Annotated in this window: 11 protein-coding genes; 5 read left to right on the forward strand and 6 right to left on the reverse strand. The window is 39.1% G+C overall.

Annotated features, from left to right (window positions below):
- Nucleotides 1–216 precede the first annotated feature (216 nt).
- On the forward strand, nt 217–771 hold the full coding sequence (locus CAL6303_RS22965) for a thioredoxin family protein (protein WP_015200223.1): 555 nt from the start codon (nt 217–219) through the stop codon (nt 769–771).
- Nucleotides 772–1,200: 429 nt separating this feature from the next.
- Nucleotides 1,201–2,145 carry a hypothetical protein gene (locus tag CAL6303_RS22970; RefSeq protein WP_041739883.1) on the forward strand — a complete coding sequence of 315 codons (945 nt, stop codon included), beginning with the start codon at nt 1,201–1,203 and terminating at the stop codon, nt 2,143–2,145.
- Nucleotides 2,146–2,289: 144 nt separating this feature from the next.
- Here the strand turns inward: CAL6303_RS22970 and CAL6303_RS22975 are convergent, their stop codons facing one another.
- Together CAL6303_RS22975 and CAL6303_RS22980 are read right to left on the reverse strand one after the other, a co-directional pair.
- On the reverse strand, nt 2,290–3,477 hold the full coding sequence (locus CAL6303_RS22975) for a nucleotidyltransferase family protein (RefSeq protein ID WP_158333175.1): 1,188 nt from the start codon (nt 3,475–3,477) through the stop codon (nt 2,290–2,292).
- 186 nt (nt 3,478–3,663) lie between these two features.
- Nucleotides 3,664–4,827: a cysteine desulfurase family protein gene (locus CAL6303_RS22980; protein WP_015200226.1), complete on the reverse strand. Its 1,164-nt coding sequence runs from the start codon at nt 4,825–4,827 to the stop codon at nt 3,664–3,666.
- A 330-nt stretch (nt 4,828–5,157) separates the two neighbouring features.
- On the opposite strand from CAL6303_RS22980, the gene CAL6303_RS22985 reads away from it, so the two are divergent.
- Complete coding sequence (locus tag CAL6303_RS22985) at nt 5,158–6,555, forward strand: phospholipase D-like domain-containing protein (RefSeq protein ID WP_238993728.1); 1,398 nt, start codon at nt 5,158–5,160, stop codon at nt 6,553–6,555.
- An 89-nt stretch (nt 6,556–6,644) separates the two neighbouring features.
- Here CAL6303_RS22985 and CAL6303_RS22990 read toward each other — a convergent pair whose 3' ends face one another.
- Nucleotides 6,645–7,454 (reverse strand): PD-(D/E)XK nuclease family protein, encoded by an 810-nt coding sequence (locus tag CAL6303_RS22990; protein ID WP_015200228.1) that lies wholly within the window; start codon nt 7,452–7,454, stop codon nt 6,645–6,647.
- Nucleotides 7,455–8,289: 835 nt separating this feature from the next.
- On the opposite strand from CAL6303_RS22990, the gene CAL6303_RS22995 reads away from it, so the two are divergent.
- Together CAL6303_RS22995 and CAL6303_RS23000 are read left to right on the forward strand one after the other, a co-directional pair.
- A complete protein-coding gene (locus tag CAL6303_RS22995; RefSeq protein ID WP_238993729.1) occupies nt 8,290–8,817 on the forward strand; it encodes a hypothetical protein in 528 nt (175 codons plus the stop codon).
- Nucleotides 8,814–9,095 (forward strand): lipopolysaccharide assembly protein LapA domain-containing protein, encoded by a 282-nt coding sequence (locus CAL6303_RS23000; protein ID WP_015200230.1) that lies wholly within the window; start codon nt 8,814–8,816, stop codon nt 9,093–9,095. Before CAL6303_RS22995 ends, CAL6303_RS23000 begins: the two co-directional genes overlap by 4 nt.
- Before the next feature lie 48 nt (nt 9,096–9,143).
- Here the strand turns inward: CAL6303_RS23000 and CAL6303_RS23005 are convergent, their stop codons facing one another.
- The 3 genes from CAL6303_RS23005 to CAL6303_RS28670 are packed head-to-tail and all read right to left on the reverse strand — an operon-like array spanning nt 9,144 to nt 16,085.
- Complete coding sequence (locus tag CAL6303_RS23005) at nt 9,144–11,252, reverse strand: response regulator (RefSeq protein ID WP_015200231.1); 2,109 nt, start codon at nt 11,250–11,252, stop codon at nt 9,144–9,146.
- Nucleotides 11,253–11,277: 25 nt separating this feature from the next.
- The gene (locus CAL6303_RS23010) at nt 11,278–11,751 is read right to left on the reverse strand and encodes a response regulator (protein WP_203225992.1); all 474 of its coding nucleotides are present in this window, start codon (nt 11,749–11,751) and stop codon (nt 11,278–11,280) included.
- Between the two features lie 23 nt (nt 11,752–11,774).
- The gene (locus CAL6303_RS28670; protein ID WP_015200233.1) at nt 11,775–16,085 is read right to left on the reverse strand and encodes a PAS domain S-box protein; all 4,311 of its coding nucleotides are present in this window, start codon (nt 16,083–16,085) and stop codon (nt 11,775–11,777) included.
- Nucleotides 16,086–16,388: the final 303 nt, after the last annotated feature.

Here is a 16,388-nt window from a genome sequence, read left to right on the forward strand (position 1 = left end):
ATTAAATTTTCACGTTGGGCACAAGAGAATAAAACTTTCACTCTGTGGGTAATTACTGGAGATATTTCCGTAGTTCTACAATTTACGCTTACAGATTGGCTGAATAAAATAGTCACATGATCGATAAATAAAGGGCGAAAAAGTGGTTTTATACAGTGAAATGACGCTGAATCAGACCAGATTTTTTTGTTTTTAGTTCCTTCAAAGCAGAGGAAGATGAAAATACTAGAAACAATTGATACTCCAATTGGTGGCTATGCACCAGATTTTGAACTGCCGGGAATTGACGGACAGGTGCATCATCTCAGCCGTTATCGGCAAGATTTTGGTGCAGTAAGCGTCATTTCCATGTGCAATCATTGTCCTTATGTCAGTTCTTACTTGGAACGACTTAAAGCCATTCAACAAGAATTCAGTGAGCAAGGTTTAATCTTAATTGGGATTAATAGTAGTGGTGTTGAGCAGGATGCTACTGAGTGCTTAAATAATATGAAACTTTTTGCTCAGAAGCACGAATTAAATTTTCCTTATTTGTGGGACTCAACACAAGATGTGAGTCGTAGTTTTGGTTCTGAAATCACGCCGATGGCATTTTTGGTGGATAGTAATGGTATTGTTTGTTACAAAGGACAAATTGATGATAGTCCTCATGATGTTAGCGCGGTAAATCAGCACTATTTGAGGAATGCGATCGCCTCTTTGTTTAACAAGCGAAAAATCGACATCCCAGAAACAAAGCCAGTGGGTACTAGTTTGATTTGGCGAAATTAAGTAATTCTGAGTGTTCGTCTTAAGATATGATGAATGTAAAAATGATCACTTTCTAACAAAATTGCTTTAGAAAGTGAATTTTTATGCTGATTAGACTAGATGCACTCACATCTTTAAAATGTGTTCCCTGAATTTAAGACCGTTTTTCTATTGTGACAAAAAATAGGACAGATAATTTACTGCCACATGACTTTATAACTACATTCCGTTATTTATGACACTCTTAAGTTATGGGACAATTTCAAATTATCATCCATTTGTTCACAATTAATCTATTCGTGGCGGAGAGGAAATCTCCACCATGGAAAATATTCCTTTAGTGCGAACTATCGGGAAAAGGGTGTGGGTCAAATTATCTCTTCCATATGGTTTTGAGTAAATTCTCGGACATATTCAAGGCGAAAAATTATTTTGCCTCACGCAGAAAGAATGACTAAACATAATGCCATCGCAGGGCTTGATCTACCTGACTTTAAAGTCAAAAATCAATTTAGCAACTGCTTATCTTCAGCCCTCACAGAGCGATTAAAGCAGTTACACCCGGAATTGTTCTCAGAAGGGATGATGGGGTGTGCAAGCAAAACTGGTACTGTGTACTGGAATGCTAACTATTTGGTTTTAGATCGGGTTCGGATATTTCAAAATATGAGTCTCTGTGAGCAAACTGAGGTTCTTCAGCTTTGTAGCTGGGAATTGTTGGAGGAAGTCTACTGGCTGAAAAAAGCCGGAGTCGGCTACATGTCAAAAATGGTGTCCCTTGCAGATACTACGGAAGAACAAATGTTGTACGCTTTGTTCAGTAGTGATGAAGTTAGCCATCTAGTACAGGTTAGCCGCTTTTTGCCTGCATTGCCACCAATGTATGCTGACCAGAAACTATTAGAGCTATTAACAGATATTGGGGCAAATGAAAATAAGCAAGTGCTATTGTTTGTGTTCCAGGTGGTTATCAAAGGATGGAGTTTAGCACATTACCGTAGCTTGGCGCGAGATTGTCAAAATTCAGAATTAAGTTTTTTGCTGCTGGGATTTTTACAAGCTGAAAGTCGTCATCATGATGTTGGTGTAAGGTTGTTTCATCGTTTACCTTTAACTGCGTCTAGCCAAAAAGGAATTACTGAAATTTTGACCAGGCTATTAGAGACTATGCAATTGCGATCGCAACGTCTGGTTAAGGCTATTGAAAAGGTTAAAGGTGGTTTATCTCGGCAGCAGAGGAAAGAAATATTTGAGCAACTGGATACAGAAAACCAAAATAGTACTCATCTCAAATTTATGCGATCGCTGATGCGAAATCCTAACTCTTGGCAAATTATTCAGCAATTAGAGGCAAAAGGGGTATTTCAACCTCTATCGATTGAAAAGTATCTCTAAACAAAAAAAGAAGTGGCACAGCCACTTCTCAGTAATTCCCAGGTAGAACCTAAAGTCAAGTATAAGATCCACATAGTTTTCAAATCGTATCAGCTGACACGATTTGTAGAATCTAGGGTAAGTTTCCCTACCCAACACTTACGGCTATTTATCTCCCAACTCCTGAATTAGTCTAATTGGGAGAATGAAATACCATAGAAATGATAACGATTCTGGTATTGTGGATAAATTCCAATCTTTGGTAGTGGGGGTCATAACTATACCCAGTAAATACCGTAACTTATCCATCAAACGCTCCCTGGCTTTAATTACAAACAAATGTTCATCAGAACGACTCAGGGGAGAATATGCGATCGCATTCCACACCTGACTGGATAATCCACCTATAACCTCATCTGCGTGGATTTGCTGCCAAATAATTTGTGGTGGTAGAGTTCCCATTAACTGATAAGCCAAATTTAAACCCAACAATAACATTCGTCTGACTCCCAAATCGTAAGATTGTTGGATTAAATATGCCCAATCAATATTTTCGTAAGTTTCCAATAGTTGAGCAATATCACAAATCCACAGCATTTTTTCCCAACAATGCTTAGAACCATGCATACACAAAAATAATAATGCATCTTCTGGGGATAAATTGGGAATAATATCACCTTGAAGTGAAACCTCCTCAACCCGTTTCCAAACATGCTCAAATTCTACTGGAAAAGCAAAATGTTTACGATCTAAAGACCAATGTAATTCAACAGTTAAGTTTTTTTCCTGGTGGATAAAATCATAGGAACCTTGAGATATTCCCGATCCAAATTCTTCAGCAGATTCTTTACTCAATTGAGTAAATTGCAGTGGTGCTTCATATCCTTGGGCAATTAGTAAATCACACGCTTTGATGACATCTTTAGTTTGGATAAAAATATCCAAATCACCAAATTGTCTCAGTGCTAGATTATGGTAAGCGCTAGCAGCTAAAACTAATCCTTTAAGAGGAATGACATCAATACTGTTTTCTTGAAATAAATTCAGGATATTTCGTAACTCTTGAGAGAGAGAAATATTGTTTAATAAGCTGGTACGAGCTTCTTTTTGTAGACTTCCTAAAATTTGCGGAGGAACCTTATCTTCCCCGTAGTGACTCAAATGACGGTACAACAAAGGTACTAGATGGTGATTTTTTACTTTTTCCAGTATGTAGCCCCAATTTAAATCTTTCTGGAGTAAATAATTAATCTGTTTTGCTGTTGTTTGATCCACCTGTGTTCTGGCACAACAAATAATTAAATCAATCTCCAAATTTGGCTCAATCGCTGTTGATTGCGTATACGATTCCATCAAGTTTGTCATAGAATCCTAGTCAATGGTGAAACTTGTCTCAATTACTTGTTCCGTACTTTTACCGCTCAACAGGAATTACACGAGTTTTTATAGATACATAATTTTTCGTAGAGAATGTAAAATAGGAAATTACATTTTGGCAGTTTTTAGTTAAATATACTTATAAGTTGCGATTTAAAGTATTTATTTATAATCTGAGATATACCCTAATCTTTGTAAAATTTGCTTCAAAACCATTGCTGTCCAATCCACATCTTCTAGGGTTGTATGGTGTCCTAAAGTCATTCTGATACCTGCCATTGCTGCTTTTTCGGAGTAACCCATAGCTATAAGTATGGGACTGGGGTTTATTTTGCCGCTATTACAAGCTGAACCTGCACTAATACCAATACCTGCAAGGTTCATTTGTCTAACTAAATTTCTGCCGTTAACAATTTCTCCATCTGCCTGTTCTATACAAACACTGACGTGGTGTGGTAAACGTTGCGACAAGTCTCCAGTAGCTACCAAACCAGGAATATCAGCCAATTGAGCGAATAGGCGATCGCGTAATAAAATCAACCTTGATGATTCGGTATCCAACTCCTGCATTGCCAACTCGGCAGCGATTCCAAACCCGGCAATTGTAGATACTGCTTGGGTACCAGAACGTAATTGCATTTCTTGCCCACCGCCCAAAAGTAAAGGGATTAATTCCACACCTGGACGGACGTACAAAGCACCCGCACCTTGTCCACCGTATATTTTATGGCTAGAAAGGCTCAATAAATCTACAGATAGTTTTTCCACATCAATTGGCAAACGCCCTACCGCTTGCACAGCATCAGTATGGAATAAAACACCTTTCTCGCGGGCGATTTTTGCCAATTCGGCTATAGATTGAACTGTACCAATTTCGCTTTGAGCAAAAATAATTGACACTAGCACCGTATTTTCTTGAATTGCCGCTGCTAAGTCTTGGGGATTAACTTTACCTTTGCTATCTACACCCAACCTGGTGATTTGCCACCCCCATAATTCCAGAACTCTGGCTGTTTCGGAAATTGCAGAATGTTCAACACTGGAAATAATCATGTGTTGAGGTTGACAATATAATCGGGCTACACCCATTAATGCCAGGTTATCAGCTTCCGTTCCACCCGCAGTAAAAATAATTGATTCTGGGTTAGAAGCACCAATTAAATTTGCTACCCGTATCCTTGCAGTTTCGATAACTGTCGCCGAACGTCCACCCCACTCGTGTAAACTGGAAGGATTACCCCATTGGTGTAGCAAGGTGTTGTGAATGAGTGCGATCGCTTCCGGGCGAGTAGGTGTAGTAGCACTATAGTCAAGATAGATTTGCATACCTTAATAAATTAAAACACTAGGCATTTAACTGGATGTTTAGGTGACAGAGATTTCCGAGGCAGCTTACTAGAGGCATTTTTGCCCAGTAACGTGCCGCGTTGGCTTCAATGAATATAGATGTAAACAAGATAAGACGGAAAATGTAAGGTTTCTTTAGTTCTTATATACTATATTCTCATATCACTGCATTTCTATATCTCTATATTGAGATGTTATATATTTTATTTTGGCTATTTTGGGAAAAATAAGACAGTCCACCGACAGTAATTATCAACAACCGCTGTGTTCGCTACATCTACTAAAAGACATCTTTTTTTGCCATTTTTTTTGTCATTAACTGTGACTGCTTGTCAGCAAGTAAAACCCCAAAATATTGCTTTAAAACCTTTGCCTCAAGATCCTTTGATCCAAGTTTACTTCAATCACAGCCAAACATCATCTTACCAAGAACCCTATCGTTCTCAAAAGCGTCCTGGAGATGACTTAGAACAACAAATTATTGATACTATTTACCAAGCAAAGTCATCAATCGATGTTGCAGTTCAAGAATTACGTTTACCTAAAATTGCCCAAGCCCTAGTGGAAAAACATAAATCCGGGGTAAAAATTAGGATTATTTTGGAAAATACCTATAATAAACCCTGGAGTAACCTAACTTCATCTGAAGTAAGTAAACTTAAACAAAGAGAACGAGAAAAATATCAGGATTATGCTCAATTTATTGATATCAATAAAGATGGTAAATTGAGTGAGGAAGAAATTAATCAACGGGATGCCTTAGCATTATTAAACAATGCCAAAATTCCCAAAATCGATGATACATCAGATGGGACTCGCGGCAGCGATTTAATGCATCACAAATTTGTAATTGTTGATAATCGCTTTTTAGTTGTAACCTCAGCTAATTTTACCATGTCTGACATACATGGCGATTTTAAAAATCTTGAAACATCTGGAAATGCCAATAACTTACTCAAAATTGATAGTCCTGAATTGGCAACCATCTTTACAGAAGAATTTAACTTGATGTGGGGTGACGAAAATAAGTTAGATAGGAAATTTGGATTAAAAAAAACGAATCGGGGAGTCAAAAAGATCAAATTAGGAAGTAGCCAAATTACAATTAACTTTTCACCAATCTCACCAACCCAACCCTGGATTAATAGTAGTAACGGGATAATTAATCAAACCCTAGAAATGGCAACAGAATCTGTAGATATGGCATTATTTGTATTCTCTGAACAAAGACTTGCTAATACTTTGGAAAATCGGCATCAAGAAAATGTAGATATCCGCGCCATAATTGATCGAAATTTTGCCTATCGCCCCTATAGTGAAGCCTTAGATATGATGGGTGTAGTTTTAAGTAATAAATGTAAATATGAAGCGAATAACCAACCCTGGAAAAATCCAATTAGTACGGTAGCTGTACCTGTTTTGCCAAAAGGTGATTTATTGCATCATAAATTTGCTATTGTTGATCATAAAATTGTGATTACAGGTTCTCACAATTGGTCTGAAGCGGCAAATCATGGGAATGATGAGACACTCCTATTAATTGATAATCCAGTAATTGCGGCTCATTATCAACGGGAATTTGACAGGATTTTTAAAAATTCTCAGCCCGGTTTACCGCAAAAAATTCAGACTAAAATTGACGTGGATAAAAAGCAATGTTCACAAATATATAATGCACCACTAAACTCAAATAAGTTAGCTAAGTAAATTATCTAAATTAGGAGAATATCTCAGCAGGTAAAGTATCCCCAACTTCTTGAATAAGTTGGGGATGTGGAAACAAATCAGTTTTACAATCAAATTGTTTGGGAGAACTCACAAATTGAGTGAAAGGGACAAAAACGGCAGTGATAACCTGGATTTGGAGGAAAAATGTCCGGAAAATCTTCTTCAGTATGGCAACTATGGACATCAATTTGATGTTTTTGAGCTATATTTGCTAATTCTAATTCCACGCAATCAAGCTCACTTTCACTCATATGAATTATTTCTGATTGCTTGATAAATTCTAAATTGTAGAACGACGCAACTACTCTGTATCCAGGATAAAGGTACCTCGCAGCTAATAAATATACTAATGCTTGTCTACGGTCAAAAGGTGATTTACCTGTTTTAAAATCTAATATATGTAATGTGTTATCAGATTCTGCAAATACACAATCCATGGTTGCATATAAACGAAAGCTGTAATTTTTGCTTTCGATCAAAATTGCTTTGGGAAAACCTTCATCCCCGCGAGTTAACAAAACGATACGTTTTCCTAGAAGTAAAGGTTGACTATGATATTTGTGAAGGATTTGTAGGACTCTGTGCTGGACTTCATCTGTTGTATTGCCCAAATCAAGTAGCTGTGCAACTTTTTCTACACCATCAGATTGATCCAAAAGTTGCTGGTTGTAATGAAACTCGTATATACCTTTCTGGGCTAACAATCCAATCCGCTGCGATGCTGTCGCTTTTCCTAATAATAGCTTGACTCGTGGCTCGTGTTGTCGCACCTTAATAAACCCTCTTCGCATTTGGCAGTGCCAATGTTGTTGTCCTGCGGTTGGGGCAATTAAAGACCAAAGATGGTAGCTGGCGAAAGGTCGCTCAGGAGTTGACATTGTTAGGGTACTATGGAGGAGAAATGAGTTTGCTGATTGGCAATTAAAAGCGGCTATTTCACAATAGTTGATTGAAAGAAAATGTCATGCACCGATCTCGAAGGATTAGGGACTTATAGAAAATAAAATATCCTGTGGTTTGGGCATATTGCCGGAAAATACAGTCAGGGATGCTCTGGGGTTTGGTGGGACGGAAACCGACACCGCCAACTTCTGTCTATTCCACAATGAAAAATTGGATAATTATTTAGCTGTAAGTCCCTTAAAATATTCCTGATTGTGATTATGCCTAAAATTACTGATACTATTGTGGCAAATATTAAAAAATAATGCTAACTAATCAAAAGTTATGTGAGCATCCAGTTTTGACAAATAGCCCATCAGGCTAAAAGTCTGGGGCTAATCGTGTGTACACCCTAGCCTATCGAGACTGGAGGCAGAAGCCTCCAAATATGCATTCCTTGCCGGAGACAAGGAAAAAGTTAGAGCAAAGATGTTGAGTGAAAATTCAACCTCTCAAAAAGCACAAAATCAACAGCCTAGGCAGAGCCACCCCAAATGTTTCCGCTATATAACGTCATATAAATTAGCTTCAAAGTTTTACCCCAACTACCCACTGCCTATTACCTTGTCATAACGACAATTTTTAACACCCACCTACTTAGTTTCGGCTACCCAATGCTTATTTGGGTCAATAACTCAGGGCTAAAGCCACTGAGCTTGGGGACTTCCAAGAAATAATTTCTCCAATTTTGTGGAGTGGGCTTCTAGCCCGCTCAATATAAGGACGGGCTGGAAGCCCATCCCACAAGAAATAATTTGGGTATTTTTTTATTTGGAAGTCCCTTGTAAGAAATCCGACAAGTCTTTGCAAGTTCCAGAGACTCACGCAGTTGATGCAATTACCTTAGCGTGTTCCGAGTTTCTTGAATACAAATCATGGGAAGGAACAAAAAGTCATGGTGGTAGTTGGATAGGCAAAGTCAATATAACTGAGTCGCAATTTACGATTTTACGTCGTCCACCAATCAGTCGCAGACAACTACATTTAATGGTTCCATCCAAGGGAGGTATTAGACGTAAATATGGCGGAACAGTTACAAAACACGGATTTAGAAAAGGAGACTACGTGAAAGCTACACAAGGAAATAAAACCCATTTGGGATGGGTTAGTGGAGATACAGAAAAACAAGTATCTGTATCTGATCAAGATTGGAAAAGATTAGGTCAATTTAGCAAAAACAAAGTATCACTAATTAAACGTTCAACCGGGTTAATTACCACGGTGGTTAAAACCACCCGTCTCGCTTCCCTCTCAGATCTAAAGACACTGAGTTTCCCGCATCCCGTGAGGTCTTTATGAAAAATCTTGCTAACCTCATTACCTCAGTAATAATAGCTATTTGGATAGTTTCAATTGCTATCATCTGTACTCAAAATGCTGAACCGATATCTTTGAAATTTCTTTCCTACGAGTCGATTAAAATTCCGTTTGGTTTGGTTGTCTCGTTTTGTGTTGCTTTCGGGGTCGTAATTACGGCTATTTTTCTCCCAGTTCTAAATATTACCAATGCGAGAACAAGTAGAAAATCTTTTTTGGATGATGAGCCAGAGTTTTTCGCTGACGATGAAGATTTTTAAAGACAGATCTATTGATGATTTATGCCGGATGTAATGGGCAATAACCGCTCACTCCCACACTCCCTGTCCAACTAACTCAATTACTGCACCAATCAATTCATCGGGCATTACTGGTTTGGCGAGGTGAGTCTGAAAACCTGCTGAGATGGCTTTTTGACGATCGGTATCTCCAGCATAAGCGGTAAGTGCGATCGCGGGAATGTTTCCACCTAGATATTTTGGTAGTTGACGAATTCGCTTGATCAAACTGTATCCGTCTTCTTGGGGCATTCCAATATCACTAACTATTAGATTTGGTTGGAATCTTTGGACGGCATCTATAGCTAATTCGGCTGATTCTACTGAGTTAGTTTTAGCACCTGAATCGGTAAGGGCGAAAGTTAAAAAGTTACGTGAGTCGTCATCATCATCAACTACTAAAATCTTGATACCAAGCAGAGGTTTGTCTTGGCTGCTAGGTTCGACAATTTCTGTGGTGGTGATTGAGGTTAAATTTTGTCCTAAGGTGCTGGAAGTTTTTGTTTCGGGACTGGGGATTAAAGGTATCTGTAGGGTAAATGTTGCACCTTTTCCTTCACCAGCACTACTGACATCAATTTTTCCACCGTGGAGTTCAGCAAGATGGCGAACTATTGCCAAACCTAGCCCTAAACCTCCAAATCTGCGGGTAGTGGAGCCATCTGCTTGACGGAAGGATTCAAATACGTAGGGTATAAAATCGCTTTTAATACCCATTCCCGTATCTTTGACGGTAATTTTAGCAAAATGCCTTGATTCTCCTTCCTGTTTTGCCAGTTGCAATAATACTTGAACCTCCCCACCCGTGGGAGTAAACTTGATGGCGTTAGAAACTAAGTTCCAGATAATTTGTTGTAGGCGGCTGGAGTCTCCCAAAACTCTAAATTTAAAATTATTTGCTTGGATGGGGTTATTTGTTGGGAGATAGCCATTCAAACTAGTATTATTACTAGCTTTAAATGTATTTAATATTTCATCTTCTAAAATCTGAAACTGTAAACTAATTGATTTAGCTTGTGCCGCCAGACGCATTGTGTCAATGGCAGCTTCGATAACTAGCACTAGATTAGTGGGTTGGGGATGTAGGGTTAATTTACCGCGAATAATCCGTGATACGTCCAGTAAGTCTTCGATGAGTTGGGTTTGAAGTTTGGCGTTGCGTTCGATGGTTTCTAAAGCTCGCTCAAAAGTGACGCTATCTAGCTTGCGGCTGCGTAATATTTTTGACCAACCCAAGATAGCATTAAGAGGCGATCGCAGTTCGTGTGAAAGTACTGCTAAAAACTCATCTTTGATGCTGTTGAGTTTTTCTAGTTCTTCTTTTTGCTCCCTTAATTCAGTTTCGTTTCTGCGTAATGCTTGTTCCACATTTTTGTAGTCGGTAACATCACGGGCGATTGTTAGAAGCGATCGCACTTCACCTGTAACCGAAAATTCTGGTTCTACCCTGGCTTGATAATAGCGCATCCCATTGGGTGACATAAAGTCAAATTCAAAAAAGCAGCCGATTCCGCTAGCAAAAACTTGACGCAATCTTTCTTCCCATTCAGCGTATATTTGCCGGGGGAATCCTAATTCAGCCGCATTTTTCCCAGTCAGTACAGATACTGGTATCCCTGTCGCTCCTTTAATTGCTGGATTAATGTATACATAACGCAACTGACCATCAATTCTGGCGATAACATCGGTGGAGTTTTCCACCAAGGCTTTAAATTCTTGTTCTCTCTCGTGCAGGTCGTTTTCAGCTTTCTTACGGGCATCGTGTTCCTCTACTTCCCGCAAAGCTCGCATAACTGATGGCACTATTCTGCCTAATCTTTGCTTGAGTACATAGTCAGTTGCACCTAGTTTGAGGGTATCTATAGCAACTTCTTCTCCCATAGTGGCAGTGACGAAAATAAATGGCGTATTGGGAGAATATTGCTGCGCTATTTCCAAAGCCGCAATCCCGTCAAATCCCGGCAACGAGTAGTCGGATAGTATCATATCGAACTTCTTTTGCTTCAGTGCCACTGTAAACTCATCTGCTGTGGTTACATGCATGAGTTCACAAGTTATGCCTCCCTCGGTGAGCGTGGCACGAATCAATTCGCTATCCAACAAACTATCTTCCAGCAAGAGAAACATAAGTTGTGACATATACTACCTTCTAAGTTTTATAATTTCACTTAATTCCTTGACCGTTGTTAATAGGTACAGGCATCGATCCTGGAGGTGTTTCGTTGATGATTGCCCAAAATAACCCTAAACCCTGAATTACATCCATAAATTCGTGAAAGTCGATAGGTTTCACGACATAAGCATTAGTACCAAGTTCGTAGCAACTTGTTAAATCTTGCTCTTCTCGTGATGATGTTAGAACTACTACTGGCACAGTCCGAAGAACAGGGTGCGTTTTCAGTTCTGCGAGGACTTCGATTCCATTTACTTTCGGTAATTTTAGATCCAGTAGTACCACTACTGGATTACCTTCACGCCGTAATCGATACATTCCTCGACGATATAAGTAATCTAAGGCTTCCTCTCCATCTCGAACAACTACCACCTCATTCCCAAGATGATTTTGTGCCAGTGAAGTCAGGATTAATTCCACATCATTAATGCTGTCCTCTACTAGGAGTATACGTTTGAGTTCCATCAAATTTTCTTTGTTCTCCACTCCTAAATTCCTTCTTGAAATGGTAGACTTTGGCGATTTTGGGGTAACGAGAAATAAAATGTTGCTCCAACATCAAGTTCGCCCTCTGCCCAAACGCGTCCACCATGGCGATGGATGATGCGTTGAACATTAGCTAAACCAACTCCTGTTCCTTCAAAGCGAGAATCGCTGTGTAGGCGTTGGAACACGCCAAATAATTTATTTACATACCGCATATTAAAACCAACTCCATTATCTTTGATGTAGAAGATGATTTCGTGAGAAATATTTTGAGATTGTAATGCAATAGGTGAGGAGTGAGAATCTAGATTTTTAACTATATTTTTAACTATGCCGATTTTAATCTCGGTAACTGTGCGAGTTTGACTGTATTTGAGGGCATTTCCCAAGAGGTTTCGCCAAACCAGACGTAACATGGAAGGATCCCCCTGAACTAGGGGAAGAGGTTCGATTTCCCAGTTAACTTGACGATTTTCAATGTCTGCTGCTAATTCTGTTTGTAGTTCTTGAATCAGTAGGTTCATATCGATGGTGATGTGGCGCATTTCGGTGCGACCCATGCGGGAAAATGCTAAAAGATCATCGATTAAGGTGCCTGCATTGGAGGTAGCTTCCAGGATGATGGAAATGTAACGTTTGCTGATGTCATCTAATCCTTGCTCAATGAGATGTTTTTTTAACATATCCATGAATCCGGCAATGTGACGAAGAGGTGCGCGCAGATCATGGGAAACTGAGTAAGAAAATGATTCTAGTTCTTTATTTGCAGCTTCTAGCTGGGCGGTGCGTTGCTTAACTCGATCTTCTAGAGTGGCATTTAATTGATAAATTTTAGCTTCTGCTTCTTCCCGTTCACGTAGTGCAAGTCTTTGTTGGGTGATGTCTACAACTAGTCCTAATAGATGGGTGGGAATGTTATTCGTATCGTAATAGAAACTACTTCTGACCCAAATCCAAGCCAGACTACCATCTGCTTTGAGAATTCGACACTCAAAACCCCAGTCTTGATAATTACTCAAGGCTTTTTCAAAGCCATTTTGAACTAACTCTCGATCTTCTGGGTGAACATGTTGGGAAAACTTATCAAAATTCCACTCTGGTAATAAGCTATCGTAACCAAATATTTGGTCATGACGTAGTGAACGTTTGGCAATTTTGGTGTTGATGTCTAAGTCCCAGTTACCTATGCGGGCGGCTTCCATGGAAAACCGTAACCTGGCTTCACTTTGTCGTAGTGCTTCTTGGGCTTTTTTTGGTTCGGTAACGTCGTGGGCGACAGCGTATACTAAGGTTGTATCGGTATCGAGAAAAGAATTCCACATAAACCATTTGTAAGAACCATCTCGGCAACGATAGCGATTTTCAAATTGGAGGACGTTTTCCCCCATATTTAATTTAGCGATCGCGTTTTCAGTTGCACCCACATCATCAGGATGAATCAAGTATACGAAGGGTTGATTTAGTAGTTCTTCTTCAGTCCAACCTAGGCATTTTTCAAAAGCCGGGTTGATGCGCTTGAAGTAACCATCTGTGCCAGCAATGCACAGCAAATCTATCGATACATTGAAGAAGCGATCGCGTTCTTGTTCGGCGCGCTTTTTATCTGTAATATCCAGGATGAAGACGACAAAACTATTTTGTTGTTCAGGAAATAGGGTATAACCTATCAAAATAGGTATGCGTGAACCATCTTTACGAATATATTCTTTTTCGTAAGGGGTACAAATTCCTGTTTCTTTGGCTTCGGTGATGCCGATTTCATCCAAGGAGGAAAATTCTTCAGGTGTTAAATTACGCCAATCAAGTTCGCCATTTTTTAGTTCTTGGAGACTGTAGCCAGTTATCTTCAAAAATGTGTCATTTGCTTCGTAAATTTCCCCGTTATCACCAGTAAACAAAATCCCAATTAAGCCAGATTCAGATAAAATCCGCAGTTGGATTTCTTTGGCTCGGATTGCTGTTTCCGCTTTGATGCGATCATCTATATCAGTACAAGTACCAAGCCAGTTAGTAATATCTCCTTGGGTATCATACATCGGTACTGCTTTTGTCAAAAACCATCGATAGGTTCCATCATGGCTTTTAAGGCGATGTTGGAGGTCATCCATTGGCTTTTTGCTATTGATGGCTGCTGTCCAATTTTGCACAAATTCTGGGAAGTCTTGGGGATGGATGACTTTTTGCCAATTCCAGGTAAATGTCGGTTGAATCCCTATGTAATCTAACCAGCGCTGATTCAGATAATCTACTGCCCCGTCACCATCAGAAAGCCAAACCAGTTGCGGCATATTTTCCACTAGTTGACGATAGCGGTATTCACTTTCTGCTAATGCAGCTTCTATGCGTTGACGAACAACTTCGTTGCGCTTCGTTTCGCTAATATCAATTGATATGCTAACAATGCCGATAATATTATTTAAATGGTCACGGTAAGGTGATTTAGTGGAAAGATAGGTAAGTTTTTCACCACTTAAGCTTACTGTCTCTTCAAACACATGTGTTTTTCCGGTTTCTATCACCAGACCATCATGTGCGACGATTTGCTGTGCTTCTTCCCAGTTTTCTAAAATATCAAAGTTAGTGTGACCAATTATTTCCTCTTCTGATTTCCCTAACACTGTGAGAATGGCAGGGTTGACGCTGAGGAAATGCCCTTGAATATCTTTAATACAAATTAGATTAGTTGTGGCATCGTTGATGGCATTTAGCATCACCATACTTTCCCGCAAACTGTTCTCCGCAGCTTGACTAGCAATTTCGGCTTGCTTGCGTTCATGAATATCGATGCTGGTACCTAAAATGTGACTTGCTTTGCCATCAGCATTTTGAATAACTTGACCTCTTACCATCATCCAGCGCCATGGGGATATTTCTTGCTGATGGATATCGGCAAAAATATTTATTTCTGTCCGATGTTCTACTTCAAAAACAACACCTGTGGAAATTCCTTCCTTGAAGGCATTAATTACGGCTGCATAGTCATCTGGATGTACCAATGCCATTATTTGGGCAAAAGGTTTGATTACAAAATGATTGTCATCAACAGCAGCGTTAAAAAAGGTGACTTCATCATTGCTGAGGTTGCGTTCCCAGAGGAATGTATTGGTAGCTGCTAGGGTATGCTGCAATCGGTTTTGCACATTCAGCAACTTGATTTGTGTTTGTTTGAGATCCTCGATATCGGTAGCTGTACCAACGAATCTGACGGCATCCCCGTTTTCATCTTTAATTGACACAGAACGCCATACATACCAGCGATATGTGCCATCATATTTACGGGAGCGAAACTCAACTTCTAGGGTTAAACCACCGTTTTTTAAAGTCTCTTCCCAAGCTTGAATTACTTTGGGTAAATCCTCTGGATGTATTACTTGATGCCAGTCTTGATACTTAATTTGTTCGGGTTTATAGCCAGTGCGATCGCGCCAATGGGAATTGGCATAAACCATCTGCCCTTGATTATCTAATACCCAAACCATTTGCGGCATTGCTTCAGCCAGGGTTCGGTACAGGGCTTCGCTATCTGCTAGTTTTGCTTGAGTTTGTTTTCGAGATGTAATGTCAAATGAAATACTTACTATCCCTGTAATATTACTACTGCTGTTGTTGTCGCAGTATGGTGATTTGGTTGAGAGGAAAATCCGACTTTCACCATTAATACTCAATGTTTCTTCAAATACTTGTACCCTGCCAGTTTCTATGACTTGACGATCATGTTCCATAATCGTTAAAGCTTGAGTGCGATCGCTTAAAAATTCTAAGTCTGTTTTGCCAACAATTTCTGCTTCGGACTTTCCTAAAAAGTAAAGTAATGATGGATTAGCTACTAGGACTTTGCCTTCTTTGTTTTTGACACAAATTAGAGTTGGTGTAGTTTGATTAATCGTATTTAGAATTGCCAAATCTTGCTGAAATTCGGCTTTGATCTCTCTTGGAAACGCCAGCAATTTTTGCTCAAGACTTACCCAAACTATCACCAAAAAAAATAATTCGTCGATTCCAAATTTATATATGACAAATATGTGCTGACATTCCGCAATTAGAAGTAAAATGCAGCTAGCAATCGCTAAAATTTCCCACACCCTAACGGGTTTATTTTTATTTTTATTGAATTCAAATAAACTGATTCCAATCAAAATTAAATATATAGCAATATCAACTTCACCCATTGCCAGACTGGGAATCCAGTCTTTGAAAATCGCCAAGTCAAAAACCAATCCCAAAAAAAGACTACAAATAACAATGATTAAAAATTTAATAATAAAATTGTTTTTGACGTTGGTTAAAGATTGAACTGCATCGGAACTAAGCATAATAGCAGTGAACTGGAATTGCCGAGGTAAGAAGTTTTGAATTGTAGCAATTTGAAAAAAGAATGCAATGGTTAGGTAAATCCATACCGTGTCACGCCCTACACACCTCAACTAAACAAAATGGATTAGTATGGTTGTCTCAAAGCGGGTACCTGATTAGTTATTAATTGAGTCTAGTCATTAGGCTTCACGGTGTTTAATTTGTTTGATCCCACAACATTCCAAATTAACATTAAAACCTCTGTCATCCCTTTGGGATGTACCTTTAGATAGATAAAATATTTTTGCACCCCAAATTATTGA

The organism is Calothrix sp. PCC 6303 (assembly GCF_000317435.1).
In the GTDB taxonomy this organism is placed as follows: domain Bacteria; phylum Cyanobacteriota; class Cyanobacteriia; order Cyanobacteriales; family Nostocaceae; genus PCC-6303.

What these genes read in the sequence shown, in the direction of transcription:
- CAL6303_RS22990 (WP_015200228.1), bottom strand. Translation starts at nt 7,454, where the DNA reads ATGTCAACTCCTGAGCGACCTTTCGCCAGCTACCATCTTTGGTCTTTA.
- CAL6303_RS22975 (WP_158333175.1), bottom strand. Translation starts at nt 3,477, where the DNA reads ATGGAATCGTATACGCAATCAACAGCGATTGAGCCAAATTTGGAGATT.
- CAL6303_RS22965 (WP_015200223.1), top strand. Translation starts at nt 217, where the DNA reads ATGAAAATACTAGAAACAATTGATACTCCAATTGGTGGCTATGCACCA.
- CAL6303_RS23000 (WP_015200230.1), top strand. Translation starts at nt 8,814, where the DNA reads ATGAAAAATCTTGCTAACCTCATTACCTCAGTAATAATAGCTATTTGG.
- CAL6303_RS22980 (WP_015200226.1), bottom strand. Translation starts at nt 4,827, where the DNA reads ATGCAAATCTATCTTGACTATAGTGCTACTACACCTACTCGCCCGGAA.
- CAL6303_RS22970 (WP_041739883.1), top strand. Translation starts at nt 1,201, where the DNA reads ATGACTAAACATAATGCCATCGCAGGGCTTGATCTACCTGACTTTAAA.
- CAL6303_RS23005 (WP_015200231.1), bottom strand. Translation starts at nt 11,252, where the DNA reads ATGTCACAACTTATGTTTCTCTTGCTGGAAGATAGTTTGTTGGATAGC.
- CAL6303_RS23010 (WP_203225992.1), bottom strand. Translation starts at nt 11,751, where the DNA reads ATGGAACTCAAACGTATACTCCTAGTAGAGGACAGCATTAATGATGTG.
- CAL6303_RS28670 (WP_015200233.1), bottom strand. Translation starts at nt 16,085, where the DNA reads ATGCTTAGTTCCGATGCAGTTCAATCTTTAACCAACGTCAAAAACAAT.